This is a genomic window from Streptomyces sp. NPDC053079 (genome assembly GCF_044546695.1).
Classification (GTDB): Bacteria; Actinomycetota; Actinomycetes; order Streptomycetales; family Streptomycetaceae; genus Streptomyces.
The window spans coordinates 63,545-88,229 of sequence record NZ_JBITZJ010000010.1 but is presented as its reverse complement, the minus strand read 5'-3'; the positions used below and the strand labels follow the sequence as shown (position 1 = coordinate 88,229).

24 protein-coding genes are annotated in these 24,685 nt (G+C 73.1%); 13 read left to right on the top strand and 11 right to left on the bottom strand.

Going from position 1 to position 24,685, the window contains the following annotated elements:
* Positions 1 to 12: 12 nt before the first annotated feature.
* The gene (locus ACIGXW_RS32200; protein ID WP_071963186.1) at positions 13 to 561 is read right to left on the bottom strand and encodes a GNAT family N-acetyltransferase; all 549 of its coding nucleotides are present in this window, start codon (positions 559 to 561) and stop codon (positions 13 to 15) included.
* Positions 562 to 647: 86 nt separating this feature from the next.
* Here ACIGXW_RS32200 and ACIGXW_RS32195 point away from each other — a divergent pair, with 86 nt between their 5' ends.
* From ACIGXW_RS32195 to ACIGXW_RS32155, 9 genes are all read left to right on the top strand, one after another.
* The gene (locus tag ACIGXW_RS32195; protein WP_071963185.1) at positions 648 to 1,040 is read left to right on the top strand and encodes a VOC family protein; all 393 of its coding nucleotides are present in this window, start codon (positions 648 to 650) and stop codon (positions 1,038 to 1,040) included.
* 204 nt (positions 1,041 to 1,244) lie between these two features.
* Positions 1,245 to 1,850 carry a DUF5134 domain-containing protein gene (locus ACIGXW_RS32190; protein WP_399576471.1) on the top strand — a complete coding sequence of 202 codons (606 nt, stop codon included), beginning with the start codon at positions 1,245 to 1,247 and terminating at the stop codon, positions 1,848 to 1,850.
* Positions 1,851 to 1,932: 82 nt separating this feature from the next.
* Positions 1,933 to 2,871 (top strand): M56 family metallopeptidase, encoded by a 939-nt coding sequence (locus ACIGXW_RS32185; protein WP_071963183.1) that lies wholly within the window; start codon positions 1,933 to 1,935, stop codon positions 2,869 to 2,871.
* Positions 2,872 to 2,959: 88 nt separating this feature from the next.
* Complete coding sequence (locus ACIGXW_RS32180) at positions 2,960 to 3,934, top strand: pirin family protein (protein WP_399576470.1); 975 nt, start codon at positions 2,960 to 2,962, stop codon at positions 3,932 to 3,934.
* 92 nt (positions 3,935 to 4,026) lie between these two features.
* The gene (locus ACIGXW_RS32175) at positions 4,027 to 5,145 is read left to right on the top strand and encodes an MFS transporter (protein WP_399576469.1); all 1,119 of its coding nucleotides are present in this window, start codon (positions 4,027 to 4,029) and stop codon (positions 5,143 to 5,145) included.
* Positions 5,142 to 5,708 (top strand): hypothetical protein, encoded by a 567-nt coding sequence (locus ACIGXW_RS32170; RefSeq protein WP_071963181.1) that lies wholly within the window; start codon positions 5,142 to 5,144, stop codon positions 5,706 to 5,708. The genes ACIGXW_RS32175 and ACIGXW_RS32170 overlap by 4 nt, the downstream gene beginning before the upstream one ends.
* A 159-nt stretch (positions 5,709 to 5,867) precedes the next feature.
* A complete protein-coding gene (locus tag ACIGXW_RS32165; protein WP_143170246.1) occupies positions 5,868 to 6,434 on the top strand; it encodes a hypothetical protein in 567 nt (188 codons plus the stop codon).
* 278 nt (positions 6,435 to 6,712) lie between these two features.
* Positions 6,713 to 7,288 carry an RNA polymerase sigma factor gene (locus ACIGXW_RS32160; RefSeq protein WP_399576468.1) on the top strand — a complete coding sequence of 192 codons (576 nt, stop codon included), beginning with the start codon at positions 6,713 to 6,715 and terminating at the stop codon, positions 7,286 to 7,288.
* Positions 7,289 to 7,302: 14 nt separating this feature from the next.
* On the top strand, positions 7,303 to 7,662 hold the full coding sequence (locus ACIGXW_RS32155; RefSeq protein ID WP_399576575.1) for a hypothetical protein: 360 nt from the start codon (positions 7,303 to 7,305) through the stop codon (positions 7,660 to 7,662).
* Here the strand turns inward: ACIGXW_RS32155 and ACIGXW_RS32150 are convergent.
* A complete protein-coding gene (locus ACIGXW_RS32150) occupies positions 7,659 to 8,621 on the bottom strand; it encodes a LysR family transcriptional regulator (RefSeq protein ID WP_399576467.1) in 963 nt (320 codons plus the stop codon). The two genes, ACIGXW_RS32155 and ACIGXW_RS32150, sit on opposite strands and share 4 nt — an antisense overlap.
* Before the next feature lie 72 nt (positions 8,622 to 8,693).
* Here ACIGXW_RS32150 and ACIGXW_RS32145 point away from each other — a divergent pair, with 72 nt between their 5' ends.
* From ACIGXW_RS32145 to ACIGXW_RS32135, 3 genes are all read left to right on the top strand, one after another.
* A complete protein-coding gene (locus ACIGXW_RS32145) occupies positions 8,694 to 9,356 on the top strand; it encodes a maleylpyruvate isomerase family mycothiol-dependent enzyme (RefSeq protein ID WP_399576466.1) in 663 nt (220 codons plus the stop codon).
* 103 nt (positions 9,357 to 9,459) lie between these two features.
* Positions 9,460 to 10,854: a rhodanese-like domain-containing protein gene (locus ACIGXW_RS32140; RefSeq protein WP_399576465.1), complete on the top strand. Its 1,395-nt coding sequence runs from the start codon at positions 9,460 to 9,462 to the stop codon at positions 10,852 to 10,854.
* Between the two features lie 132 nt (positions 10,855 to 10,986).
* Entirely contained in the window at positions 10,987 to 11,676 is a 690-nt protein-coding gene (locus ACIGXW_RS32135; protein ID WP_399576574.1) for an HAD family hydrolase, read from the top strand.
* 16 nt (positions 11,677 to 11,692) lie between these two features.
* Here ACIGXW_RS32135 and ACIGXW_RS32130 read toward each other — a convergent pair whose 3' ends face one another.
* From ACIGXW_RS32130 to ACIGXW_RS32095, 8 genes are all read right to left on the bottom strand, one after another.
* A complete protein-coding gene (locus tag ACIGXW_RS32130) occupies positions 11,693 to 12,280 on the bottom strand; it encodes a glycoside hydrolase family 25 protein (RefSeq protein ID WP_399576464.1) in 588 nt (195 codons plus the stop codon).
* Between the two features lie 100 nt (positions 12,281 to 12,380).
* Entirely contained in the window at positions 12,381 to 13,208 is an 828-nt protein-coding gene (locus tag ACIGXW_RS32125) for a RimK family alpha-L-glutamate ligase (protein ID WP_399576463.1), read from the bottom strand.
* A complete protein-coding gene (locus tag ACIGXW_RS32120; RefSeq protein ID WP_399576462.1) occupies positions 13,205 to 14,083 on the bottom strand; it encodes a RimK family alpha-L-glutamate ligase in 879 nt (292 codons plus the stop codon). The genes ACIGXW_RS32125 and ACIGXW_RS32120 overlap by 4 nt, the downstream gene beginning before the upstream one ends.
* A gap of 110 nt (positions 14,084 to 14,193) precedes the next feature.
* Positions 14,194 to 15,183 (bottom strand): methylmalonyl Co-A mutase-associated GTPase MeaB, encoded by a 990-nt coding sequence (gene meaB / locus ACIGXW_RS32115; RefSeq protein ID WP_399576461.1) that lies wholly within the window; start codon positions 15,181 to 15,183, stop codon positions 14,194 to 14,196.
* 13 nt (positions 15,184 to 15,196) lie between these two features.
* On the bottom strand, positions 15,197 to 17,398 hold the full coding sequence (gene scpA, locus ACIGXW_RS32110) for a methylmalonyl-CoA mutase (RefSeq protein ID WP_399576460.1): 2,202 nt from the start codon (positions 17,396 to 17,398) through the stop codon (positions 15,197 to 15,199).
* Positions 17,398 to 19,284 (bottom strand): methylmalonyl-CoA mutase family protein, encoded by a 1,887-nt coding sequence (locus tag ACIGXW_RS32105; protein ID WP_399576459.1) that lies wholly within the window; start codon positions 19,282 to 19,284, stop codon positions 17,398 to 17,400. The genes scpA and ACIGXW_RS32105 overlap by 1 nt, the downstream gene beginning before the upstream one ends.
* Before the next feature lie 106 nt (positions 19,285 to 19,390).
* Positions 19,391 to 20,419 (bottom strand): CinY protein, encoded by a 1,029-nt coding sequence (locus ACIGXW_RS32100; RefSeq protein WP_399576458.1) that lies wholly within the window; start codon positions 20,417 to 20,419, stop codon positions 19,391 to 19,393.
* A gap of 95 nt (positions 20,420 to 20,514) precedes the next feature.
* Entirely contained in the window at positions 20,515 to 22,602 is a 2,088-nt protein-coding gene (locus ACIGXW_RS32095) for a SpoIIE family protein phosphatase (protein ID WP_071964193.1), read from the bottom strand.
* An 80-nt stretch (positions 22,603 to 22,682) separates the two neighbouring features.
* Between ACIGXW_RS32095 and ACIGXW_RS32090 the strand changes: the two genes are divergently transcribed.
* Entirely contained in the window at positions 22,683 to 24,119 is a 1,437-nt protein-coding gene (locus ACIGXW_RS32090; protein ID WP_071964192.1) for a lipase maturation factor family protein, read from the top strand.
* 13 nt (positions 24,120 to 24,132) lie between these two features.
* On the opposite strand, the gene ACIGXW_RS32085 is transcribed toward ACIGXW_RS32090, so the two are convergent.
* Complete coding sequence (locus ACIGXW_RS32085) at positions 24,133 to 24,501, bottom strand: hypothetical protein (protein WP_399576457.1); 369 nt, start codon at positions 24,499 to 24,501, stop codon at positions 24,133 to 24,135.
* Between the last annotated feature and the right edge of the window lie 184 nt (positions 24,502 to 24,685).

The following is a 24,685-nucleotide window of genomic DNA, read 5'->3' as shown; positions in this document are numbered from 1 at the left end:
CCGGCCCCCGGGTCAGTCCAGTTCCTTGACCAGCAGCTCGAACTCGAGGTCGTCGCGCTGCGGGATGCCGAACCGCTCGTCGCCGTACGGGAAGGGGCTCATCCGCCCCGTGCGCCGGTAGCCGCGGCGCTCGTACCAGGCGATCAGCTCGGTGCGCTGCCGGATCACCGTCATGTGCATCGCCGCGGCGTCCCACTCGGCGCGCGCCAGGCGCTCGGCCTCGGCCATGACGAGCTTGCCGAGGCCGCCGCCCTGGGCTGTCGGGCGTACCGCGAACATGCCGAAGTAGACGTGGTCGCCGCGGTGTTCGAGATGGCAGCAGGCCACGGTCTCGCCGTCCTGCTCGGCCACCAGCAGCCGGCTGTTCGCGTCGGTGACCACCGCCAGGACGCCCTCGGGGTCCGTGCGCTGCCCCTCCAGGAGATCGGCCTCGGTCGTCCATCCCGCGCGGCTGGCGTCGCCCCGGTAGGCCGACTCGACCAGCTCGACCAGGACGGGCACGTCGGCGACGGCCGCGGTCCGGAAGACCGGCTCCGAGGTGCGGGTCGTGGTGGTCTCCATGTGCTGCGAGGTCCTCTCCGTGCGGTTTCGGGCGTATGTACGACCCTAACGGACGTAACAGGAGGGGAATGCGTACAGTCGCGGGCATGGTGCACGTACTGAGCAGCAGGGTGTTGCTGAGGCCGACCGATCCGGAGCGGACCCGGGCCTTCTACGGCGGGGCCCTGGGCCTCGCGGTCTACCGCGAGTTCGGCACGGGCCCCGAGCGCGGGGTCGTCTACTTCCTGGGCGGCGGCTTCCTGGAGGTCTCGGGCCGGTCGGAGGCGCCGCCGGGGCCGGGGATCGAGCTGTGGATGCAGGTCGCGGACGCGGCGCGGGCGCACGAGGAGTTCGTCAGCCGCGGGGTGGAGGTGCTGGAGCCGCCGGAGACGAAGCCGTGGGGCCTGATCGAGATGTGGATCGCGGACCCGGACGGGGTGCGCATCGCGGTGGTGGAGGTGCCCGAGGGACACCCGCTGCGGTACCGGCCGGGCATCTGACGGGTCTGCCCGCCGAGGGCCGGGCCCGTGTGGCACCACGTCGCGCGCCCCGGCGCGCCCCGGCGCCGACGCCGCCTGTGCCCGCGCTGCGCCGGAGCACGAACCGGGCTGCCTGCGCTCCCCCTGTGCGCCTGTGCGCTCCCGTGTGAGGCGGCCCCGGCGGGCATTCTCCGGGGGTGGACGCGCGTCCCGGGGAGGTGTGCCGTGCACGGACCACCGCTGGTCGGGTGGTTGCTGGTCGTGCTCTGCACCGCCACGGGCGCGTACGGCCTCGTCAGTACGCGGGCCGGCGCGGCGGGGGAGCGCCGGGCCGCGGGAGGCGACGCACTCATGGGGCTCGGCATGGCCGCGATGGCCGTGCCAGCCGCCGTGCTGCACACCCGGCCCTGGGGGTACGCCCTGTACGCCGTGGTGTTCGGGGCGGCCGGGCTGCACACGCTGATCCGGGCCCGCAGGGAGCCCGAGGCGCACCACCTGCACCACGCGGTGGGCGCGTTCGCCATGGTCTACATGGCCCTGGCGATGGCCGGGACCCCGGCGGCCACGGCTGCCCGGGCATCCGCGGGAGCCGCCCATGCCGGGCACGCGGCGGCCGCGCACGAGCCGGCGGGCACACCACTGCTCACCGGCCTGCTGCTGGTGTACTTCGCGGTGTACGTCGTCCGCGGCGCGGCCCAGATGGTCCCCGTCCCGGCGGGCGCGCCGGCCGAGGCCGGCGGGCCGGGCCGGGCGCCGGGCGGGCGGGAGCTGACCCACGCGTGCCGGTTGTCCATGGGCATCGGAATGCTGGCGATGCTGCTCACCATGTGAGCGACGCCGGGCCGCCGTGTCCTGCGTCACTTCCCCGCCGGGAACGTACCCGCCGCGGCGCCGCACTCATAGGCTGCTGACCATGATGGTCCCGCTCGCGCTGCTGGCCCTCGGCGGCCTGGCCGCGGCGATCGCGCCGCGCGTGCTGACCCGTGCCGACTGGCCCCGCCGCGAGCCCGTACTGGCCCTGTGGGTGTGGCAGTGCGTCGTGGCCGGCGTGCTCCTGTGCTGTGCGCTCGCGATGTCGCTGAGCGCCTCCGCCGCCTGGGAGGCCGTGCGCGGCAACGTCTTCGCCCCCGCGCCGCACGGCGTCGTCGAGGCCTACGCGTTCGCCGCCTACGGTTCCTGGGCGGCCCCCCTGGCCGTCTCCCTCGCCGCCGGAGCCCTGTGGACGGCGGCGATGCTCACCCGCGAGGTCCGCGACGCCCGGACCCGCCGCCGCCGTCGCCGCGCCGACCTGCTCGTACGCTCCCCCCGCCTGCCCGGCGAGGAGCGCGACGGGGAGCGGCTGGTGGTCCTGGAGGGCGAGCGGCCCGAAGCCTGGCTGCTACGGGCCGGCGCCGCGCCCCAGCTGGTCATCACCACCTCCGCGCTGCGCCGGCTGAAGGGTTCCCAGCTGGACGCGGTGCTGGCACACGAGCAGGGCCACGCGCGGGCCCGCCACGACTGGCTGCTGCACTGCTCCTCGGCGCTGGCGAACGGCTTCCCGCAGGTGCCCGTGTTCGCGGCCTTCCGCGACCAGGTGCACCATCTGGTGGAGTTGGCCGCCGACGACTCCGCCTCCCGCCGCTTCGGCCGCCTGACCACCGCGCTCGCCCTGGTCGAACTCAACGAGGACCGCGGCGTGTTCGGCCCCTGCCCCTCCCTCTCCCAGGTCCCGGACCGCGTCGAACGCCTGCTGGCCCCCGCTCCCCGCCTGACGGCGGCCCGCCGCCTGCGACTGACGGCCGTGGCGTCGCTGGTGCCATTCGTACCGCTGCTGGTGACGTTCGTACCGGGGCTGAGCGCGCTGGGGGGCTGAACGGCGCCGGGGTTCCCGTCTTTCGTCCGCGCCGGGACTCCCGCCTTTCGTCGTGGTCAGCGTGCCGGGAACGCGGCAGAGTGCTCCCATGAGCAATCTCGACCTTCATCCCGCACCGGCCGAGTGCGGCGGCCGACACGACGTCACCGCCCGGCCCGTGCGCGAGCTGTTGCCCGCCAAGGACGTACGGCTGGGCGAGAGCACCATGGTGCGCCGACTGCTGCCCAGCATGGGCCGGCGCATGGTGGGGGCCTGGGCTTTCGTCGACCACTACGGCCCCGACGACATCGCCGACGAGCCGGGCATGCAAGTGCCGCCGCACCCGCACATGGGTCTGCAGACCGTCAGCTGGCTGCATGCGGGCGAGGTGCTGCACCGCGACAGCCTCGGCAGCGAGCAGCTGCTGCGCCCCGGCGAGCTGGGGCTGATGACGTCGGGGCGCGCCATCAGCCACTCCGAGGAGTCGCCCCGCGAGCACGCGCCCTCCCTGCACGGCGCACAGCTGTGGGTGGCCCTGCCGGACGAGCACCGGCACACGGCTCCCACGTGGGAGCACCACGGCGAACTGCCGACGGTGACGGGCGGTGGTGGCCTCCGTGCCACCGTGCTCCTGGGCGAGCTGGACGGGGCGCTCTCGCCCGGGACGACGTTCACGCCGATCGTCGGCGCGGATGTCTCACTCGCCGCGGGGACGTCCGCCCGGCTCCCTGTGCGGCCTGACTTCGAGTACGCGGCCCTGACCATGTCCGGCGAGGCCGAGGTGGACGGCGTGCGCCTCGCACCGGGCACGATGCTCTACCTCGGCTGCGGGCGCTCCGAACTGCCGCTGCGGGCGGACGTGGACAGCGCGTTCATGCTGCTGGGCGGGGAGCCGTTCGAGGAGCGGATCGTCATGTGGTGGAACTTCGTGGGGCGCTCCCATGAGGAGATCGAAGAGGCCCGCGCGGACTGGATGACCGGCTCCCGCTCCCGCTTCGGCGAGGTGCGGGGCTACGCGGGCGACCGGCTGCCCGCGCCCGCGTTGCCGCCGGTGGCGCTCAAGCCGCGGGGAAGGGTGCGCTGAGCCGGGGGCGCGGCGCGTGATGTTCGACCGGATGGCGGGCATGTGCGGGGTCTCGGATAGCAGGGAGGCTCCGTACAGATCACTATCACCATATGTCGCTAAAACGACACAGTGTCCGGTGGCGGTGCCCCGGCACCGCCGAGGGCGCCGGCCGTCGCTCGATCGTCGTCGGCCTCATCGGCACCACCCTGGTCTGGTACGACTTCTTCCTGTACGTCGGCGCTTCGGTGGTGGTCTTCCGACACCAGTTCTTCGCCCCCTCGGCGCCTCTCACCGGGGTGCTCCCGGGCATCGGCCTGTACGGTGCCGGGCTGGTGGCGCGGCCGCTCGGGGGGCTGTTCTTCGGTCATCTCGGTGAACGGTTCGGCAGGCGCGTGGCCGTCGTCGCCACGCTGCTGCTCACCGGCGCCTCCACCGCCGCGATCGGTGTGCTGCCGACGTACGGACAGATCGGGGTCGGCGCCCCGCTGCTGCTGGTCGCCCTGAGGTTGCTGCAGGGGCTCGGGCTCGGTGGCGCGCGGGGAAGCGCGGCCGTCATGTCGTGGGAGGCCACGCCGCCGGAGCGCCGCGGGTGGGTGTCGAGCTGGGCGCAGATCGGGGCACCGGCCGGCAATCTGCTGGCCTTCGGGGTGGTGGCGGCCGTGTCGGGCCTGATGACGCCGGGCGAGTTCCTGGCCTGGGGCTGGCGGGTGCCGTTCCTGTTCTCGGGGCTGCTGGTGGCGGCCGGGCTGTGGGCGCGCGTACGGATCGCGGAGACGGGGCCCTTCGAGGCGCTGGTCTCGACGGGCTCGCGTGCCGAGCGGCCGGTCGCCGTGCTGGTCCGGGGGCACCGGACCGAGTTGGTGACGGCCGCGGCCCTGGCGCTGCCGCTCCTGTTCCGGACCGGCTCCTTGCCGGTGCTGGCCGTCGGCTGCCTTGCGGCTCTGATCGCCTTCGCGGCGATGTACGCCCCGCAGGCGGGGCTGATCGCCGAACTGTTCCCCAGCCGGGTGCGGCTCAGCGGCACGGCGGCCGGCTACCAACTGGCCGGCCTCCTCGGCGGCGCCCTCGCCGTGTCCCTGGCCGGCCACGGCCCCGCCTGGGCGCGCGCTCCCCTGACCGTCCCCCTCTACGCCGTCGCCGCGCTGGTCGTGAGCGGCGCGACGCTCCTGATCGCCCGGTCACCTCGCGAAGCGATATCAGCGATATCTCCGAAAGGGATAGGGACATGAGAATCCCCTGGCATCTCACCTGCGCCGTGACGGCCGCCGCGCTGTTCGGCGCGTTCTTCCTCCACGACGTCTCCTCGGCCAGAGCAGCGCAGGTCATCGCCTGTGACCACACATGGACGATGACCTTCGAGCCCGCTCTGACGCTCACGCCCCAGTCCCAGGTGACGGCGAAGGTCGGTTCTCCCGACGGCGCGCTGCGCGGCTGCACCGGCGACGCGGCCATCTCCCGGGCGAGCTTCGTGACCCAGGGCGTCGGCACCGACGTGACCTGTGCGGCCGGTACGTACGGCGACCGGCCCGGAGCGGCCAATCGCGTTGCCTGGGACGCCAAGAGCGGTGAGCCCGCCATGAAGTACAGCTGGTCGATGCGGCCGGTCGCCGACCTGCTCAGCGTCTCGACCCCGTTGAGCGGGGGCATCACCGAGGGCCGGTACAAGGGCGGCACCTGGACCGCGACGCTCGACCCGCAGCGCTCCGACATCAGCCTCGCGGACTGCTCGGCCCCTGGCGGGCTGAAGTCCATGACGGTCGCGGGCACGCTCTTCATCACCACTCCCGGATAGCGGGGCGGACGGACTCGTGGACGGCGGACGACCGGCGGGGCGGTGGTGTGGTCGAGGCGTGCACCGGGCCGTGGCAGGCGCTTGGCCGGACCGCGGATGCCCCGGGAGCGGCACGGTCGGCGCTTCTGTGTTCCCGCGCCGGATATCTAGACTGCTGGCATGGTTTCGGGGGGCTGGGGATGGTTCACCACTGTCGTGTCGATCCTGATCGGCCAGGCCACGGTGGTGACGATGGGCTTCGTCAACAACCGCTCCCAGGCCAGGCGGGAAGCGCAGGCCAGGGCGGCCGAGCGGTACAAGGTGGCCGCGGAACGCCGTGAGACGTTCGAGCTGGCCCAGCTCGTCGAGGTGAACACCCTGCTGCGGAACGCCATGATGGCGCTCCACGCCTTCGTTACGGCCAGGCGGCACTACCGGTCGCGCCTGCGGGAGGACCCGTCCGCTCCGCCGGAGACCCACCGGCAGCCGATGCTGGACGCGTCCGCCGCGTCGGACGCCGCTCTCGACGCCCTGCGGTCCCAGATCGGCTTCATCCTGGCGGACGACGTCCGGGCGCTGGCCGATACCGCGGAGAAGGCCCTGACGTTGGCCGCGGCGGCCGTCCTGCTCGACGAGCCGGTCGACCCCGGCGCCCTGGGCGCACGGGCCAATGCCGCGTACGAAGCCCTGTCCGCCCGGCTCCGGGACATCTACGCGACCCGGGAGTCGGCCATGCCGGCGCCATAGCTCGGCGACGTGGCGGGGCTCGTGCCGTGGCTGTGGGAGCGGGGTGTTCAAAAAAGACTTCGGCTGGAGGCGAATCCTTTTCGGATCTCCCCGCCTCTTGTCTGTGTACCGGCCGAACGGGCCGGCAGAACCGGGAGGAACCACCCATGATGGTCACCAGCCTCGTAGTAATCGGAGCCCTGCTCGTGGGCGCGTGCAGCTGGCACCTGATGCGGCGCTACAAGAGCCGAAGCTGACCAGCACCTGCCCGTAGGGCGCCTTCCGGGGAGGAGTCCCAGATGAACCAACGCTTCACTTGGCCGGACGAGCGGCTGATCAAGGCCGCTCAGGACGGCGACGTCACTTCGCTCACCACCGTCGTCATGGAATCGCAGCCTCATGTGCGCAAGTTCGCCATATCGCTGTGTTCGTCACCGCAGGACGCGGAGGACGCGGCGCAGGAGGCGCTGATCATCCTCTATCGGAAGATCGGCACTTTGCGGGCCAGTGGCGCGCTCGCCTCATGGATGTTCCGGATCGTGCGCAACGAATGCCTCCGGCAGGTACGGCTGCTCGTCCCGCGGAGCGACGAGGCGCCAGCCGAACCGGAGGCGACCGCGGAACCGTCCGCCGAGGACGCGGTGCTGCGCGGGCTGGAGGCGGAGCGGATCGCGGCTGCGGTCAGCGCCCTTCCCCGTGACCAGCGGCAGGTCCTGATCATGCGGGACGTACAGGGCCTGCCCGGCAGGACCGTCGCCCATTCGCTCGGTCTGAGCAGCGCCGCGATGAAGTCGCGGCTGCACAGAGCACGCGCGGCACTGCGTCACTCTCTGGCAGTGACAGACCAACCAGTCGGAGGAGTCTCACGACCGTGAGCACCGTGAACACCATGAACGCCGCGAACACAGTGAAGCCCGCGCAGGGCGCGAAGGCCCAGGCCGCCGCACAGTCCGCCGCGCCCGGGAGGAACTTCGCCAGCAAGTCCGTCCCGCGCCATCTGGCGCGCGGCGCCATCGGCTTCGGCCTGATCATCGGCTCGATCGCCCTGGTACCCACTGCCGGCCCGGCCACCCTGCTGGCGGCCCCGTTGGCCCTGATCGCCTTCCGCGGCTGTCCTACCTGCTGGATGGTCGGCCTGGCGCAGACCATCTCCCGCGGCCGTCTGGAGCGCCAGTGTGTGGACGGCGTTTGCACCCTCACCAAGGCGCACCTGGCGGCGAAGGCCACGGACGAGCCGACAGCCCGTTAGGGACCGGGCGGCTTCGGGAGGGCCTCGCGCAGGCGGTCGAGGAGTGCCCGGGCCGCGGGGCTCGAGGGGCCCGTGGCCTGCCAGGCGAGCGCGATGCGGGCCCGCATCTGGGGCCGGACGATCCGCAGGGTGCGCAGCTGCCCGTCGAGGGTGGGCTCCTCCTCGCCGGCAGGAAGCACGGCAACGCCCAAGCCCCGCGCGGCGAGCTGTACGAGCACGTGCGGGGCCGCCGCCTCGAAGGTGACGCGGGGCCGGAATCCCGCCTGCGCACAGCCGCGTTCGAGCGCCGCGCGCACCCCGGTGCCGCGCGGCAGGCAGATCAGCGGCCGATCACGCAGATCGGCAAGCGGGACGCTCGCGCCGTCGACGCGGTCGACGCGGTCGACGCGGTCGACGCGGTCGATTCGGTCGACGCGGTCGAGAAGCGGATCGCCGGGCGCGACAGCGGCCACCAGCGGAACGTCGATCAGCATCTGGAAGGCCGCTCCGGGCGGGGGCACCTCCTCTGCCGTCCCGAGGACGGCGATATCGAGCTCGCCGGCCAGGAGCGCGGCCTGCATCCGTTCCGTGGTGTCCTCGGTGAGTGCCACCTCCACCGAGGGGTGGGCGTCATGGAAGTCCGCGAGGAGAGCGGCGATGTCGAAGGCGTGGCCGGTGGCGCCGGAGACCAGCCCGAGCGTGACCCGGCCGCGCAGCAGCCCCGTGTACGCGTCCACCGTCTGCCGCACCGCGTCCGCGGCGGCCAGTGCGGCGCGGGCGTGGGGCAGGACCGCCCGGCCCACCTCGGTCAACGTCACCGACCGGCCGGAGCGGTCGAGCAGGGGCTGCCCCACCTCCTTCTCCAACTGGCGGATCTGGGCGCTGAGGCCGGGCTGGGCCAGATGCAGCCGGGCGGCGGCCCGGGTGAAACCGCCTTCCTCGACGACACACACGAAGTAGCGCAGCTGACGAAGCTCCATAACCGATGATTCTAGGGAGCAGCAAAACCATCTATTGGCGCTATCGCTCCTTCAGGCCGCAGGCTTGATCACATGAAGAACGCGGCAGCCCGCAAGGGCAAGAGCACCGAGGTCAGGGCCGCGATCGCGGCGGAACGCCGAGAACTGGCCGATCTGTTCGACACTCTGCGAACCGAGCAATGGAACGAGCAGAGCCTCTGCTCAGGATGGCGCGTTCGCGAGGTCGCGGCACACATGTCGATGGGGTTCCGGCTCTCCTTGCCCATGACGCTCGGCGAGTTGGTCAAGGCGCGCGGGAACCTTCACCGCATGACCGACCGGGTCGCGCGCAGGGACGCGACCGCCCATTCCCCCACCGCACTCGCCGCATCCCTGCGGGACAACGCCCACCACCCCTGGACACCACCGGTCGGCGGGTTCCCGGCGGCGCTCGGCCACGACGTGGTGCACGGGCTGGACATCACCGTCGCCCTCGGCCTCGACCGGCGCGTCCCCGAGGACCGGCTGCGCATCCTGCTCGACCAGATCCGGCCCAGCGGCCTGAAGTTCTTCGGCGCCGACCTCGACGGAGTGCGGCTGTGCGCCGAGGACCTCGACTGGTCGTACGGCTCCGGCTCGCCCGTGTACGGCGCCGGCCAGGACCTCCTGCTGCTGGCCTACGGTCGCAGGCTTCCGCACGGCCGGCTCCGAGGAGAACCGGGCAACCGTTTCACCCGGCCCGCCGACGAAGCATGAACATGCGTCGCACTCACGCGGCGCCATGCGAGCTGGGCGTCGAGCAGTTCCAGCCGCTTGCCGTGGCCATGGGCACCCCGCATGCTGGTCAGTGGAGGACGCCGTGAGCTTCACCGACGAGCACCTGATTCCCCTGGTGGACGTGGGGCTGGGCAACAGCGCCTATCTGGTCGACCTCGGCGACGGCCGCGCCCTGGCGGTGGACGCGAGCCGCGATCTGCGCGCCCTGCGGGCAGCGGCCGCGGAGCGTGGCCTGCGTGTGGCGTTCGCGGCCGACACCCACCTGCACGCCGACTTCCTGACCGGCGCGCTCCAGCTCGCCGCCGACGACCGGGCCACCGTGCTCGCCTCCGCCGCCGGCCGCCGTGCCTTCCCCCACACACCACTGGCGGACGGCGCCGAGGTCGACCTCGGCGGGCTGACGCTACGGGCGCTGGCCACCCCCGGTCACACCGACGAGCACCTGTCCTTCCTGCTCCTGGACGGCGGTCGCGGGCTCGGCGTGTTCACCGGCGGTTCCCTGATCGTCGGCTCCGCCGCCCGCACCGACCTGCAGGGGGCCGACCGGGCGGAGGAGCTGGCCCGCGCCCAGTACCGTTCGCTGCGGCGGCTGACCGAGCTGCCCGACGAGACCGCGGTGTGGCCCACCCACGGGGCGGGGTCGTTCTGCTCGGCCCCGCCCGGTGCCGAGCGGACCACGACCATCGGCGCGCAGAAGGCTGCCAACGAGCTGCTGGCGGCGCCGGACGAGGATGCCTTCGTGGCCCGCCTGCTCGGTTCGCTCGGCTCGTACCCGGCGTACTTCGACCGTCTCGCCGAGATCAACCGCCGCGGCCCGGCCCTCCTCACCGCCGCCCCCGGCCTGGAGCCGCTCACCCCGGCCGCCGTCCGCTCCCTGCTCGCCTCCGGCGCGTACCTCGTCGATGCCCGCCCCGTAAAGGAGTTCGCCGCCGGGCACATCCCCGGTGCCGTGTCCAACGCGCTGCGGCCGGCGTTCGCGACCTGGCTCGGCTGGCTGCTGCCCGACGACGTCCCGCTGGTCTTCGTCCTCGGCCCCAGCCCCAGCCCCAGCCTCGGCCTCGGCCTCGGCCAGGATGCGGCCGAACTCGCCTGGCAGGCCGCGAAGATCGGCTACGACCGGATCGCCGGACAGCTGGCCGGCGGCATGGACGCCTGGCGCTCCGACCATCAGCCGGTGGCCACCATCCCCCTGCTCACCGCCGGCCAGATCGGCGACCGGCCCGTCCTCGACGTGCGGCAGACCTCGGAGTTCACCGGCGGCCACATCCCCGGCGCCGGCCACGCCGAACTCGGCACCTTTCCCGCCGACCTCCCCGCCACGCTGGACGGAACGGTGGTGACGTGCGGGCACGGCGAACGCGCCATGACCGCCGCCAGCCTCCTCACCCGCGCCGGCGCCGACGGGCTCGCCGTCCTGGTCGGCGGCGCCCACGACTGGGCCGAGGCCACCGGCCGCGCCCTCGAGGGCGACTCCTGAACATCCCCGAACGGTCCGCATGTACGAAACCCACGCCCCGCCCTAGGCTCCTGACCTGTGACGACGACAAAGACGACAGAGACGACACAGACGACACAGACGACAGAGCTGCGCACCAAGGACCGTCAGAGCATCAAGGCCGTGCTGTTCGACTTCTCCGGCACCCTCTTCCGCGTCGAGTCCACCGCCTCCTGGCTGCGGACCGCGCTCGAGCGGTCCGGCATCCGGCTGCCGGAGGGGGAGTTCGCGGAATTGGTGCGGCGGCTGGAGGAGGCCGGTGCGCTGCCCGGTGGGGTGGCGCCGCGGGCCGTGCCGCCGCACCTGGCGGAGGCATGGGCAGGGCGCGACGCCGGCCGGGAGCAGCACCGGGCCGCCTACGTGGGCGTCGCGCGGCAGGTTCCGCTGCCGGACCCGGCGCTGTACGACGTGCTGTACGCCCGGCACATGGAGCCCGCCGCGTGGCGGCCGTACGCCGATGCCGCCGAGGTCCTCGGTGAGCTGCGGCGGCGTGGCATACGGACCGCCGTGGTGAGCAACATCGGCTGGGACCTGCGTCCGGTCTTCCGCGAGCACGGTCTGGACGAGCTGGTGGACGCGTACGTCCTGTCCTACGAGCACGGGGTGCAGAAGCCCGATCCGCGGCTGTTCCGGGCGGCGTGCGAGGCGCTCGGCGTGCCGCCCGGCCAGGCGCTGATGGTCGGCGACGACCCGCGTGCGGACGCGGGGGCGGCCGGGATCGGGTGTGCGGTGCGGCTGGTGGAGCATCTGCCCGTCCAGGAGCGGCCGCGGGGGCTGCTGCCCGTGCTGGACCTGGTCGGCTGACCGCGGCCCGGCGGGGCTACTCCGGTTCCGCCGCTTCCGGGGCTTCGGCTTCCCTGGAGGCGCCGGCCCAGGACCGCAGCGCGGCCCGGCTGTCGAACCGTGCGACGTTGCGGTCCAGTCCGCCGGCCCAGCTGTACTGGTGGAAGGTCCACGGGTGCTGTACGGCCGGGTGGCCCGCGGCGTGGGCGGGGTCGGCTATCCACAGGCCGTCGCCGGCGTTGTTCGTGGTGTCCCGGTTGAACCAGTAGTCGCGGTTGCAGTAGAGGACCACCCGGTGTCCTCGGGCCTTGGCCCGTACATGGGCCAGCCAGCGGTCCTTGTCCGCGCACCACACGTCGGGGTGCTCCCAGTCGAGGGCCAGGACGTCCCCGGCGCGTAACGCGATCTTGCCGAGGAAGTAGTTGCCCTGCGCGGACATCGAGCCCGGTGAGACGTAGTGGTAGTAGCCGACGACGAGCCCGGCCCGCCGGGCCCGGTCACGCTGGACGACCCATTTGGGGTTGGTGTAGGAGGTCCCCTCGGTCACCTTGACGAAGACGAAGTCCAGGCCCTGGAGGGCGTAGTTCTCGCTGTTGTGGCTGCTGACATCGATGCCGTGAAGCATGCCGGCCTCCTTCGAAACTGCGCACGACAGGCGTCCGCAGTATCGAGGGGAAAGGGCGCGAGAGCGAGGGTTTTGGCCACAGTTCTTCTATGGGACCCCGCTAGGGGCCCACCGTGACGCGTGGCGGCCGGCTGCCCGCCGCCGTGCGCAGGGCCAGCGCGGCCAGGGCCTCGGGGGCGCCGGCCTGTCCCCGTATGCCCGGAAAGGCGTTGATGTCGACGATCACGGGCTCTCCGCCGGCGTCGAGCAGGTCGACGCCGTACACGTCCAGCGCGAACACCTCGCCCACGCGCCGGACGACGTCGAGCCAGCGCGCGGGCAGCTCGCCGGTTCCCAGGGTGCGGGTGCGCTTGTCGGGGACGGCTGTGGCCAGCTCGGACCGGCGCAGGCCGGCGAAGATCTCGTCGGCGACCGCCCAGAGCTTGTGGTCCCAGCCGTCGTTGGGCGCGAACGGCTGTATCACGACCGGCTCGTCGGGCCACTGCCGCGCCAGCGACCGCAGCCGCTCGGCGTCGTCGACGCGGGCGACCAGGTCGTGGCGGCGGCTGTGCCGGCTCTTGACCACCACCGGACCCGGCAGTTCCGCCCCGGCCTCGACGAGCCGCGCGAGCGAGGTCTCCGTGCGGGTGGCGACGAACGGCAGCCCGGCCCGCAGGGCGACCTCCGCCATGGCGGTGCGGTCCTGGCACAGCTCGGTGGCCGCGGCGGTGTTGATCACCGGCGCCCCGTGCTCCTCCAGGAAACGGGCGTAGGCCAGCGCCCGCGGGGTGCGCGTCTTGAGCAGATAGACGTCCGCCAGCGCGCCGGGGTCCGGCAGCCGCGCCGTCCCCGGATCCAGCCACTCCACGTCGTGCCGGGGCGTGAGCAGGGCGGTGGTCTCCGCGAGCAGCGGGTGGTCGGGGGCGGGAGTCAGCAGGCAGACCCTCATGCGCCGCCGCCGGTGACCGGGGCCTGAGCCGTCAGCGGCGGCCGAGGGGCGGGCACCGAGCCGTGGCCGGCCCCCGCGAGCCGCAGGATCGCCGAGGCCACCCGGGCGACGGCGTCGGGCACCTGACGGAAGCTCGGGAAGTCATTGACGTCGACGACCACCGGGCCGTCGGGGCCGAAGACGATGTCGACGCCGTACAGGTCGAGCCCGTAGGCGGCGCCGACCTCGGCGGCGATCGTCGCGACCTCGGGCGTCAGGGGCACGTGGCGCTCGCGGGCCGGCTGGTCGGGGTGGAGGGGGCTGCGGCGCTCGGTGGCGTACAGCTCGCCGTCGACGCTGTACACCTTGAGGTCGATGCCCGAATTGGGCACATAGGGCTGGGCTATCAGCATTCCGCCGCCGCCCTCCGCACCGTCCTGCGGGGACAGCCTGCCCGGGTCCGGTACGAGCCGTACCGCGCGCCCGGAACTGCCGTCGGCGGGCTTGACCACCAGTGGGTACGCGCTCGCCGGCAGCTGGGCGAACTCCTCGGCCCGCGCCGCCGCGTACGTCGCCGGCACGGGCAGGCCGCGGGCTTCGGCTGTCACGGCGGCGAGCGCCTTGTCCCGCACCCCGCGGATGGAGCGGGCGTCGTTGACGGTGGTGAGCCCGACGGACGCGGCAGCCTCGAGGAGCGTCAGCCCCGGGCCGCCGGAGACGGTCTTGAGCACCCAGGCGTCGTGCTGCCCGGCGCGCACCACCTCGGAGAGGCGCATCAGCGAACTGCCCGGCCGCAGCACATCCACCCGGTGACCCCAGGCGGTCAGTTGACGGATCACGTCCACCGGCATGCCGTCGTACCGGTACTGCTCCTCCACCAGGAAGCAGAGTCTCATGTGCCGCATCACCCTCGAAATCCCGGACATCCGCCGATCCGCCCGGCAGAAGTGTGACGCCTCAGGATGTCATGGGAACCCCCGCGCCCCGCACACGGAGCCCGTCGGCCCTAGCCGGGCGAGCGGAAGGCCTCCAGGAGCCGCTCGGCGGCCAGGCTCGCCGTCAGGGTGCCCTCCCGCACCTGTTGTTCGAGACCCGGGCCCAGGCGGCGCACCTCGGGGTGACCGAGCAGCTCCGTCAGGAGTTGTTCGCGGACCATCGTCCAGGTCCAGTCGACCTGCTGCTCGCGACGGCGGCCGGCGAGTTCGCCGGTGGCCCCGAGGACACTGCGGTGCGCTTCCACCCGCTCCCACAGGGTGTCGAGGCCGGTGTTCTCGCGGGCGCTGCAGGTGAGCACGGGAGAGTTCCAGGCGGCGTCCGGGGACTGCAGCAGGCGCAGGGCGCCGGACAGCTCCCGGGCGGCGGCCTTGGCGTCGCGTTCGTGGGGGCCGTCCGCCTTGTTGACGGCGACGATGTCGGCCAGCTCCAGGACGCCCTTCTTGATGCCCTGCAGCTGGTCGCCGGTGCGGGCCAGGGTGAGCAGCAGGAAGGTGTCGACCATGTTCGCGACGGCCGTCTCGGACTGGCCGACGCCGACGGTCTCCACCAGGACCACATCGTAGCCCGCGGCCTCCATCACCACGATGGTCTCGCGGGTCGCCTTGGCCACCCCGCCGAGCGTGCCGGCGGTCGGCGAGGGGCGGACGAAGGCCGCCGGGTCGACGGCGAGGCGCTCCATGCGGGTCTTGTCGCCCAGGATGCTGCCGCCGGTGCGGCTGGAGGAGGGGTCGACGGCGAGCACGGCGACCTTGTGCCCGAGGCCGGTGAGCATCGTGCCGAGGGCGTCGATGAAGGTGGACTTGCCGACGCCGGGCACGCCCGTGATGCCGATCCGCCGTGCCGCGCCGGCGTGCGGCAGCAGTTCGGTCAGCATGCGCTGGGCGAGGGCGCGGTGGTCGGCGCGGGTGGACTCGACGAGCGTGATGGCGCGGGCGATCGCCGCCCGCTTGCCGTCGAGCACACCCTTGACGTAGGCGTCGATGTCGATCGCGCGGGCCATCAGGGAAGCGGCCTCACAGCTCGTGGCCGAGGACCCCGGCGAGGGTCTTCAGCAGATCGTGGGCGGCGTCCGGGATGACCGTGCCGGGCGGGAAGACGGCGGCGGCGCCCATCTCCCGCAGCGGCTCGACGTCCTGGGGCGGGATGACCCCGCCGACGACGATCATGATGTCCTCCCGGCCCTGCTCCTCGAGCTGCTCGCGCAGTGCGGGGACCAGGGTGAGGTGGCCGGCCGCCAGCGAGGAGACGCCGACGATGTGCACGTCCGCCTCCACCGCCTGCCGGGCGACCTCGGCGGGGGTCTGGAAGAGCGGGCCGACGTCGACGTCGAAGCCGAGGTCGGCGAAGGCCGTGGCGATGACCTTCTGGCCGCGGTCGTGGCCGTCCTGGCCCATCTTGGCGACCAGGATGCGCGGGCGGCGGCCGTCCTCCCGCTCGAACGCCTCCACCAGCGCGCGGGTGCGCTCCACCCCGGACGACGGTCCGGCCTCTTCGCGGTACACACCGGAGATCGTACGGATCTGGCCGGCGTGCCGGCCGTAGACCTTCTCCAGGGCGTCGGAGATCTCGCCGACGGTGGCCTTGGCGCGGGCCGCGTTCACCGCCAGGGCCAGCAGGTTGCCCTCGAGCCCCTGGCCGGGGCCGGCCTCGGCGGACGCGGTGAGCGCGCGCAGCGCGTCCTGGCAGGCGCCCTCGTCGCGCTCGGCGCGCAGCCGGCGCAGCTTGTCGATCTGCTGGGTGCGCACGGAGGAGTTGTCGACCTTGAGCACCTCGATCTGCTCGTCGCTGTCGACCCGGTACTTGTTGACGCCGATCACCGGCTGCCGGCCGGAGTCGATGCGGGCCTGGGTGCGGGCGGCGGCCTCCTCGACGCGCAGCTTGGGGATGCCGGCGTCGATGGCCTGGGCCATGCCGCCGGCGGCCTCGACCTCCTGGATGTGCTGCCAGGCGCGGCGGGCGAGGTCGTGGGTGAGCCGCTCGACGTAGGCGCTGCCGCCCCAGGGGTCGATGACCCGGCAGGTGCCCGACTCCTGCTGCAGCAGCAGCTGGGTGTTGCGGGCGATGCGGGCGGAGAAGTCGGTGGGCAGGGCCAGGGCCTCGTCGAGGGCGTTGGTGTGCAGGGACTGGGTGTGTCCCTGGGTGGCGGCCATGGCCTCGACGCAGGTGCGGGCCACGTTGTTGAAGACGTCCTGGGCGGTCAGGGACCAGCCGGAGGTCTGCGAGTGGGTGCGCAGGGACAGCGACTTGACGTTCTTCGGCTCGAACTGCTTGACGAGCCTGGCCCACAGTAGGCGGGCGGCCCGCAGCTTGGCGATCTCCATGAAGAAGTTCATGCCGATCGCCCAGAAGAACGACAGGCGGGGCGCGAAGGCGTCGACGTCCAGTCCGGCGCCGAGCCCTGCGCGCAGGTACTCCACGCCGTCGGCGAGGGTGTAGGCCAGCTCCAGGTCGGCCGTGGCCCCGGCCTCCTGGATGTGGTAGCCGGAGATGGAGATGGAGTTGTAGCGCGGCATCTTCTGCGAGGTGTACGCGAAGATGTCGGAGATGATCCGCATCGAGGGCCGGGGCGGATAGATGTAGGTGTTGCGGACCATGAACTCCTTGAGGATGTCGTTCTGGATGGTCCCGGCCAGCTTCTCGGGCGGTACGCCCTGTTCCTCGGCGGCCACGATGTAGAGCGCGAGAACGGGCAGGACGGCGCCGTTCATCGTCATCGACACGCTCATCTTGTCCAGCGGGATGCCGTCGAAGAGCTGCCGCATGTCGTAGATGGAGTCGATGGCCACGCCCGCCATGCCCACGTCGCCGGTGACGCGCGGGTGGTCGCTGTCGTAGCCTCGGTGGGTCGGCAGGTCGAAGGCGACGGACAGGCCCTTCTGACCGGCCGCCAGATTGCGGCGGTAGAAGGCGTTGGACTCCTCGGCCGTGGAGAACCCGGCGTACTGACGGATGGTCCAGGGCTGGTTGACGTACATCGTCGGGTACGGGCCGCGCAGGTAGGGCGCGACGCCCGGGTAGGTGCCCAGGAAGTCCAGGCCCTGCAGGTCCTCCTCGGTGTACAGCGGCTTGACGCCGATGCCCTCGGGGGTCTCCCACACCAGGTCCTCGGCGCTCTTGCCGGTGCGCTCCTTCAGCGCCGCGCGCCAGGCCGCCGGGTCGGCGGGGGCGGCGGAGGCGGGCCCCAGGTCGATGCCGGAGAAGTCGGGGATCGACATCACGCCACTCCCATGCGGTCGAGGACGGAGGAGAGGACGGCAACGGCGTTGCCGCCGGCGAAGACGAACTCGTCGACTCCCGCCTGCACATAGGCCTTCTGCTGTTCCCCGCGCGGCTTCCCGGCGAGGAACACCCGCTCGGCGCCGGCCTCCTTGAGCGCGACGGCCACGGCCTCGGCCTGTTCGGCGTAGAGCGCGTCGCTGGAGCACAGGCAGGCGATCGTGGCGCCGCTGGCGGCGAAGGCCGCGGCGGCGGACTCCGCGTCGACGCTGGCGGGTTCGTGGACGGGCTCGATGCCGCCGGCCTGGAAGAGGTTGGCGGCGAAGGTGGCCCGGCCGGTGTGCGCGGCGGCGGGGCCGAGCGCGGCGAGGAAGACCCGCGGCCGGGCGCCGGTGGCGGCCAGGTGGGCGTCGGAGCGGGCGCGCAGCCGCTCGTACGCCTCGTCGCGGCGGACCCGGGGCAGGCCGCCGGACAGCGGCTCGGGCGCGGGCCGGCGCTCCAGGGGCTTCTCGTTCAGGTTCGGGAACTCGCTGACACCGGTGATCGGGTAGCGCCGCTTGGCGGTCCTGTCGCTGTACGCCTCCCAGACGTCGGCCAGGGCCTTGGCCAGGTGCCCCTCGCGCAGGGCCGCCGCCTGGCCGCCCAGGCGCTCGATCCACTGGAAGACCCCCCAGGCCTCGTGGGCGAGCTCGTCGGTGAGCCGCTCCACGTACCAGGAGCCGCCCGCGGGGTCGACGACGCGGGCCAGGTGGGACTCCTCGAGCAGGATGGAGGAGGTGTTGCGGGCGATGCGGCGGGCGAAGGCGTCGGGAAGGCCGAGTGCCTCGTCGAAGGGCAGGACGGTCACGGCGTCCGCGCCGCCCACGCCGGCGCCCAGGCAGGCGATGGTGGTGCGCAGCATGTTCACCCACGGGTCGCGGCGGGTCATCATCACCGAGGAGGTCACGGCGTGCTGGCGCTGGGCGGCCGCTGCGGTCGTCGCCCCGCTGACCTCGGCGACCCGGGCCCACAGCCGGCGCGCGGCGCGCAGCTTGGCGATGGTCAGGAACTGGTCGGCGGTGGCGGCGTAGCGGAACTCCAGCTGGGCGCAGGCCTGGTCGATGGTGAGCCCGGCGGCGGTGAGCGCGCGGAGGTAGGCGACGCCGGTGGCCAGGGAGGCGCCCAGCTCCTGGGCGGCCGAGCCGCCGGCCTCGTGGTAGGGCAGCGCGTCGACGGTCAGGGCGCGGATGCCCGGCCGCTCGCGCAGGCAGCGGGCGGCGAGCGCGGCGGCGGCCGCGAGGGGCTCGGCGGGGTCGGTGGTGTTCCCGGTGCGGGCCAGGGTGCCCAGCGGGTCGGCGCCGAGGTTGCCGAGGGCGGCCCCGGGCGGCAGGCCGCGTTCGTCGTGGAGCGCGAGGAGTTGGTGTGCGGCGGCCTCGAAGTCGGCGCCCGGGTCGAGGACGACGGGGGCCAGGTCGAGGTAGACGCCGTCCAGGGCTGCGGGGAGGGCGTCGACGGGCAGTCCTGCCTCGCCCGTGGTGAGCCAGAGGGAGGTGACGCCGTTCTCGAGGTCGGCGAGGACGGCCTCGTTGGCCCGCCGGGGGTCGGGGTCGGCGTGGTGCTGGCGTACGTCCCACCCGGAGACGGCGGTGCCCTCGGGCCGGCCGCCGCGGACGAAGGGCGGGAAGCCGGGGTGGCCGGCCGCGGGGGCGCTGTCGTCGGCCGTGTAGAGCGGGCGGATCGTGGGCCCGTCCAGGAGTGTGGTGGACAGCGCTTCCTCGGCCGCCGGGCCCTCGGCCACGGTGCCCGCCTTGCTCAGCACGCCTTCGACGAGGCGCTGCCACTGCTGGCGGGTCGCGTCCGGGAACTCGGCGGCCAGAAAGAAGCCGTCGTCAGGCAGGACCGTCATGGGGGGAAGGCTAGGGGAGCGGGTGCGCCCGGCAGCAGAGGAAGCGGCTGTGACCTTGGCCTCTTCCTCCGTGGTCCCGCCGTGATCCTGCGTGACGGCTCCGGGGTCAGCCCTTGGGCGCGCAGTCGCGGGCGGGATCGTCGTGGGTGAGGGCGCAACCGATGCTGCGCGCACGGTCCTTGCCGTAGCGGGCGGTGAGCGCGGCGCGGAAGTCGGACCACTGGCGGCGGGTGTCGGCGACGGCGGCCTGTACGGCGCGGTCGAAGTTGTCGCCCACCTTGCCCCGGGCGGTGGTCGGCCCGCTGGTCGCTCCGGTGGCGGGGTCGATCAGGCCGTTGTCCTTGTTGAGGCCGCTGTGCTGGACGCGCTTGGAGCAGCCGAGCGGGACGAGCGAGAAGCAGCCGGTGGTGAGCTCGCGGGGCACGGCCGAGGTGGCGGGGGGCCGGCCGGTGGACAGGGCCAGCAGCGGGGAGGGTCCGGGCAGGTTCAGGCCGGGCGGGTTGTCCTTGCCCAGGGGGCGGTCGCCGGCGGCGGCGTCGGCCCAGTTGCTGTGCGAGTAGAAGTCCTGGACGCCGTGCAGGGCGCGGCCGAAGCCCTCGATGGCCTCGCACTTGTTGCGGCCCGGCAGGCCGAGGGTGAAGGTGCAGCTCTTGGCGAGGTTGCTCTCGCCCGCGTCGATCGTGCCGTCGGGCTTGAGGGTGCCGCCGGCGGCGGCGACGCCTTCGGCGAAGCGGGTCTGCAGCTTGGTGACGCAGGCCTGGAGCTGCCGGGTGGCCTCTTCGCGGCTGCGCGGGTAGCCGGGGGCGGCGAGGAAGTCGGCGTTGTCGCAGTGGGCCTCGGGGGTGGCGACCTCGTCGGTGTCGGGGGCCCCGACGGCGCCGAAGGTGCCCTTGTGGCCGGCGACCTGGTCCAGGGAGCGGGGCTCGAAGCAGGTGCCGTCGGAGGGGGTGCCGGGCGCGCAGGCCAGGGCGGCGCGGGTGATGCGCTCGTGCTCGGCGTGCTGGCCGAGCGCGTTGACCGTGCCGAAGGCCTGGGCCGGCGGCGCCTGGGCGGTGAGCAGGGCGAGGGGGGTGATGGTGGCGGCGCCCAGGAGCAGCGTGGCGCGGCGGGCGGTGTGGGGTCTGGAGGTCCACATGGTTCTACGGCCTTTTCGACGGTTCGTCAGGGAGCAAAGCCGCAAGTGGAACCGGAGAACGGCCTACTGCGCAAATCGTCGGCCGGGCGGGCCCCTCAGTCGGGACTTTCGGGGGTGTGGTGGCGGTCGGGTACGACGAATTCGCACCAGACGGATTTGCCGCCGCCGCGCGGCTCCGTGCCCCAGACGTCGGCCAGCCGGTCCACCAGCAGCAGCCCCCGTCCGGAGACGCCCGACTCCCCCGGCTCCCGGCGGCGCGGCAGGGCGCTGGACTTGTCCTCGACCTCGACCCGTACGCGGCGTTCGGGGCCCGGGAGCATGCGGATGGTGACGACGGCGGCGCCGTCGGTGTGGAGCAGGGCGTTGGTGACCAGTTCGTCGGCGACGAGCTCGATCTCGTCCGCGCGCTCGCGGGCGCCCCAGGCCCGTACGGCGGCGCGGATCATGTGCCGGCCGGCGGAGAGGGCCTCGGGGTCGGCGGGGGCGATGTGCTGCTGGAGCTTGCCGCCGCCGCGGACGGCCGCGCCCTGGCGGCGCAGCAGCAGGACGGCCATGTCGTCCTCGCCGACGCGCTCCCCGACCACGTCGCACAGGAGGTCGGCCAGCTTCTGCAGCTCGTAGGGGCCCTCGCGGACGATGCCGCTGAGCTGCTGCATTCCCTGGTCGAGGTCCGAGCCGGGCACTTCGACCAGGCCGTCGGTGAACAGCATCAGGGTCTCGCCGGGGTCGAGCTCCACGGTGGTGACCGGGTAGTCGAGGCGGCCGAATTCGGCGGACAGGCCCAGCGGCAGTCCGCCGGAGACGGGCAGGCGGCGGCAGGTGCCGTCGGTGTGCCGCAGCATGGGGTCTATGTGGCCGGCGCGTACGAGCTGGACGACGCCGGTGGTGAGGTCGGCCTCGGCGTAGGTGCAGGTCGCGAAGCGGTCGGTGTCGAGGTCGTGGAGGAAGGCGGAGGCGCGGGCCATGACCGTGGCCGGGGCGTGGCCTTCGGTGGCGTAGGCGCGCAGCACGATGCGCAGCTGGCCCATGACGGCGGCGGCGTGGGTGTCGTGGCCCTGGACGTCGCCGATGACCGCCCCGACGCGGCCGCCGGGCAGCGGGATGGCGTCGTACCAGTCGCCGCCGATGTCGCGCCCCATGCGGGCGGAGCGGTAGCGCACGGCGATGTTCGCGCCGGGCACGTCGGGGATGCGGCGCGGCAGCATGGACTGCTGCAGGCCCTCGGCGAGGTCGTGCTCCTGGTCGAAGAGCATCGCGCGGGCGATGCTCTGGGCGAGGCTGCTGCTCAGGGCGATGAAGAGGTTGCGCTCCTGCCGGGTGAAGCCGCGCGCGTCCCGGTAGAGCAGGCCCAGGGCGCCGATGGGGCGGGCCTGGGCGATCAGCGGGAGGTAGGCGGCGGAGGCGATGCCGATGTCCTTGATCCGCTCCCACAGCCAGGGGTAGGAGGAGGCGAACTCCTCCCGGGATTCGATGAAGCGGGGGGCGAGGGTGCGGATGACGTCGCTCATCGGGAAGTTGTCGTCGACGCGGGTGTAGCGGGTGCCCGGGATGAAGTGCACGGAGGGGCCCTCGGCGACGAGGTGGATCCGGCCCGCCTCGACGAGGCCGAGGACGAGGAGGTCGGAGCCGAGATGCTCGACGGCCTGGGCGTCCTTGAAGAAGTCGATGACATCCTGGACGGTCCTGGCGTGGGCGAGGGCGGCGGTGATCGTCTCCACCACGGTGGTCTGGTGACGGCGCTCCTCGTCCTGCATGCGCGGCCCGGCCCGGTCGAGCTCGAGCGTGGCGTCGCGGACGATGCCGATGATGCGGCGGGGGCGCCCGTCCTCGGCGCGCAGGATGCGGCCCTGGGTGTACGTCCAGCGCAGGCTGCCGTCGGGGACGCGGACGCGGTAGTAGGCGCCGTAGCTCTCGCTGCCGTCCTTCAGGGCGCTGGAGACCAGGGCGTCCAGGCGGCTCGCGTCGGTCCGGGGCAGCCGGCCGGCGAGGTCGGACATGCTGCCGTGGAAGGTGCCCGGCGGGACGTGCAGGATCTCCAGGGCGGCCTCGTCCAGGTGGAGCCGGCCGCCGTCGAGGTCCCAGTCGAAGCCTCCCGTGCGGTTGAGGGCGAGGATGAGCTCCGGGCGAGCGGGCCAGTCGTCCGGCGGCGGTACGGCGGCAGGCGTCGCTCCCCGATCAACCATAGAGCCACTCTGCCATCTTTTGTCCGTTTCTTCGATGTGACTGCACGTTTCTCGGGGGCCCGAGTGGTACGGATACCGCCATGGAGTGGTTCACGGCATCCGGGTACTGGCTGAGCCGGCTGGTCCTGCAGCGGGGGCTCGCCGCCCTCTACCTGGTCGCCTTCGCCTCGGCGGCCCTGCAGTTCCGCGCGCTGATCGGCGAGCGGGGCATGCTGCCGGTGCCCCGCTTCACGGCGCTCGCACCGCTGCGCCGGACGCCCAGCGTCTTCCACTTCCACTACTCCGACCGCTTCTTCGCCGCCTGGACGTGGGGCGGCGCGCTGCTGTCGGCCGCCGTGCTGGCCGGCGGCGCGGATGCGGTGCCGCTGTGGGCGGCGATGGCGATGTGGGCGGCGCTGTGGGTGCTCTACCTCTCGGTCGTCAACGTGGGCCAGACCTGGTACAGCTTCGGCTGGGAGTCCCTGCTGCTGGAGGCCGGGTTCCTGGCCGTCTTCCTGGGCAACGCCCGGACGGACCCCCCGGTCCTGGTGCTGTGGCTGCTGCGCTGGCTGGTCTTCCGCGTGGAATTCGGCGCGGGGCTGATCAAGATGCGCGGGGACAGCTGCTGGCGGGACCTGACGTGCCTGTACTACCACCATGAGACGCAGCCCATGCCGGGCCCGCTGAGCTGGTTCTTCCACCGGCTGCCCCGGCCCCTGCACCGCGTCGAGACGGCCGCCAACCACGTCGCCCAGCTGGTGGTGCCCTTCGGGCTCTTCGCACCCCAGCCGTTCGCGAGCGTCGCGGCGGGACTGATCATCGTCACCCAGCTCTGGCTGGTGGCCTCCGGCAACTTCGCCTGGCTGAACTGGGTGACGATCGTCCTCGCCTTCGCCGCCGTCGACGGAACGGCCATGGCCGAGCTCTTCTCCCTCCCACCGCACGCACCGCTCGGCGGCGCGCCGCTGTGGTTCGAGGTCCTGGTCCTCGCCGCCACGGCCCTGGTGCTGACGCTCAGCTGGTGGCCGGTGCGCAACCTGCTCTCCTCGCACCAGCGGATGAACATGTCCTTCAACGCCTTCCACCTCGTCAACACCTACGGCGCCTTCGGCAGCATCAACCGCCGCCGCTACGAGGTGGTCGTCGAGGGCACCGACGAGGACGAGCTCACCCACGCGACCGTGTGGAAGGAGTACGGCTTCAAGGGCAAGCCGGGCGACCCCCGACGGGTCCCGCGCCAGTTCGCCCCGTACCACCTGCGGCTGGACTGGCTGATGTGGTTCGCCGGCATCTCGCCGGGCTACGCGCGCGAATGGTTCGGCCCCTTCGTCGAGCGGCTGCTGACGGGCGACCCCGCGACCCTGCGTCTGCTGCGGCACAACCCCTTTCCCGCCGCCCCGCCCACCCACGTCCGCGCCCGGCTGTACCTGTACCGCTTCACCACATGGCGGGAGCTGCGCGAGACCGGTGCCTGGTGGCACCGGACCCTGGAGGGCGAGTACCTGCCGCCCATCCGTCTGGCCGGTCCCGGGTCGTGAGCCGCGGGACCCATCAGCCCGGCGTCAGCCCCACGCGGGCCCGCTCCTCGGCGGTCAGGGTCGGCCCAGGCGGCACCGGGCGGCCCGAGGAACGCGCCACGGCTATCAGCACCCCCGGGCTGACCAGGGCGTTCACCGGTGCCGAGAGCGTCATCACGCCCATCAGGGCCTGCATGACGGACGCGTCCACGAGCCCGGCCCGCATCATCCGGGCGACGTAGCCGCGCAGCAGCCGGGCCGGCAGCGGCGGCCGGGGGCCGATCGCGCCCGGATAGTTGATGTCCTCCCCCGTCGACAGGTCCCACGCACCGGCCGGGGCACGGGACGGCGGAGTCGGGCTGGACGGTGACCACGGGGAACTCCTCGGCGCCCGACGGGGCACGGAAGATCCGGGTGGCGTACACCAGCCCGGAGTCGACGGTCTGCTCCCGCACGGCGGGCAACCCCAGATCGTTCAGCCGGCGCACGGCCCGGGAGCCGCGCCCCGCGGCGTCGACGACCAGATCGGCCGGCAGCTCCTCGTCCTGCCGCGCACCGGTCCCCCGGACCAGCACCCCGGTCACGCG

Excerpts from the sequence above, each read along its gene's own strand:
- ACIGXW_RS32200 (WP_071963186.1), bottom strand. The coding sequence starts at position 561 with ATGGAGACCACCACGACCCGCACCTCGGAGCCGGTCTTCCGGACCGCG.
- ACIGXW_RS32195 (WP_071963185.1), top strand. The coding sequence starts at position 648 with ATGGTGCACGTACTGAGCAGCAGGGTGTTGCTGAGGCCGACCGATCCG.
- ACIGXW_RS32185 (WP_071963183.1), top strand. The coding sequence starts at position 1,933 with ATGATGGTCCCGCTCGCGCTGCTGGCCCTCGGCGGCCTGGCCGCGGCG.
- ACIGXW_RS32180 (WP_399576470.1), top strand. The coding sequence starts at position 2,960 with ATGAGCAATCTCGACCTTCATCCCGCACCGGCCGAGTGCGGCGGCCGA.
- ACIGXW_RS32175 (WP_399576469.1), top strand. The coding sequence starts at position 4,027 with ATGTCGCTAAAACGACACAGTGTCCGGTGGCGGTGCCCCGGCACCGCC.
- ACIGXW_RS32170 (WP_071963181.1), top strand. The coding sequence starts at position 5,142 with ATGAGAATCCCCTGGCATCTCACCTGCGCCGTGACGGCCGCCGCGCTG.
- ACIGXW_RS32165 (WP_143170246.1), top strand. The coding sequence starts at position 5,868 with ATGGTTTCGGGGGGCTGGGGATGGTTCACCACTGTCGTGTCGATCCTG.
- ACIGXW_RS32160 (WP_399576468.1), top strand. The coding sequence starts at position 6,713 with ATGAACCAACGCTTCACTTGGCCGGACGAGCGGCTGATCAAGGCCGCT.
- ACIGXW_RS32155 (WP_399576575.1), top strand. The coding sequence starts at position 7,303 with ATGAACGCCGCGAACACAGTGAAGCCCGCGCAGGGCGCGAAGGCCCAG.
- ACIGXW_RS32150 (WP_399576467.1), bottom strand. The coding sequence starts at position 8,621 with ATGGAGCTTCGTCAGCTGCGCTACTTCGTGTGTGTCGTCGAGGAAGGC.
- ACIGXW_RS32145 (WP_399576466.1), top strand. The coding sequence starts at position 8,694 with ATGAAGAACGCGGCAGCCCGCAAGGGCAAGAGCACCGAGGTCAGGGCC.
- ACIGXW_RS32130 (WP_399576464.1), bottom strand. The coding sequence starts at position 12,280 with ATGCTTCACGGCATCGATGTCAGCAGCCACAACAGCGAGAACTACGCC.
- ACIGXW_RS32125 (WP_399576463.1), bottom strand. The coding sequence starts at position 13,208 with ATGAGGGTCTGCCTGCTGACTCCCGCCCCCGACCACCCGCTGCTCGCG.
- ACIGXW_RS32120 (WP_399576462.1), bottom strand. The coding sequence starts at position 14,083 with ATGAGACTCTGCTTCCTGGTGGAGGAGCAGTACCGGTACGACGGCATG.
- meaB (WP_399576461.1), bottom strand. The coding sequence starts at position 15,183 with ATGGCCCGCGCGATCGACATCGACGCCTACGTCAAGGGTGTGCTCGAC.
- scpA (WP_399576460.1), bottom strand. The coding sequence starts at position 17,398 with ATGTCGATCCCCGACTTCTCCGGCATCGACCTGGGGCCCGCCTCCGCC.
- ACIGXW_RS32105 (WP_399576459.1), bottom strand. The coding sequence starts at position 19,284 with ATGACGGTCCTGCCTGACGACGGCTTCTTTCTGGCCGCCGAGTTCCCG.
- ACIGXW_RS32100 (WP_399576458.1), bottom strand. The coding sequence starts at position 20,419 with ATGTGGACCTCCAGACCCCACACCGCCCGCCGCGCCACGCTGCTCCTG.
- ACIGXW_RS32095 (WP_071964193.1), bottom strand. The coding sequence starts at position 22,602 with ATGGTTGATCGGGGAGCGACGCCTGCCGCCGTACCGCCGCCGGACGAC.
- ACIGXW_RS32090 (WP_071964192.1), top strand. The coding sequence starts at position 22,683 with ATGGAGTGGTTCACGGCATCCGGGTACTGGCTGAGCCGGCTGGTCCTG.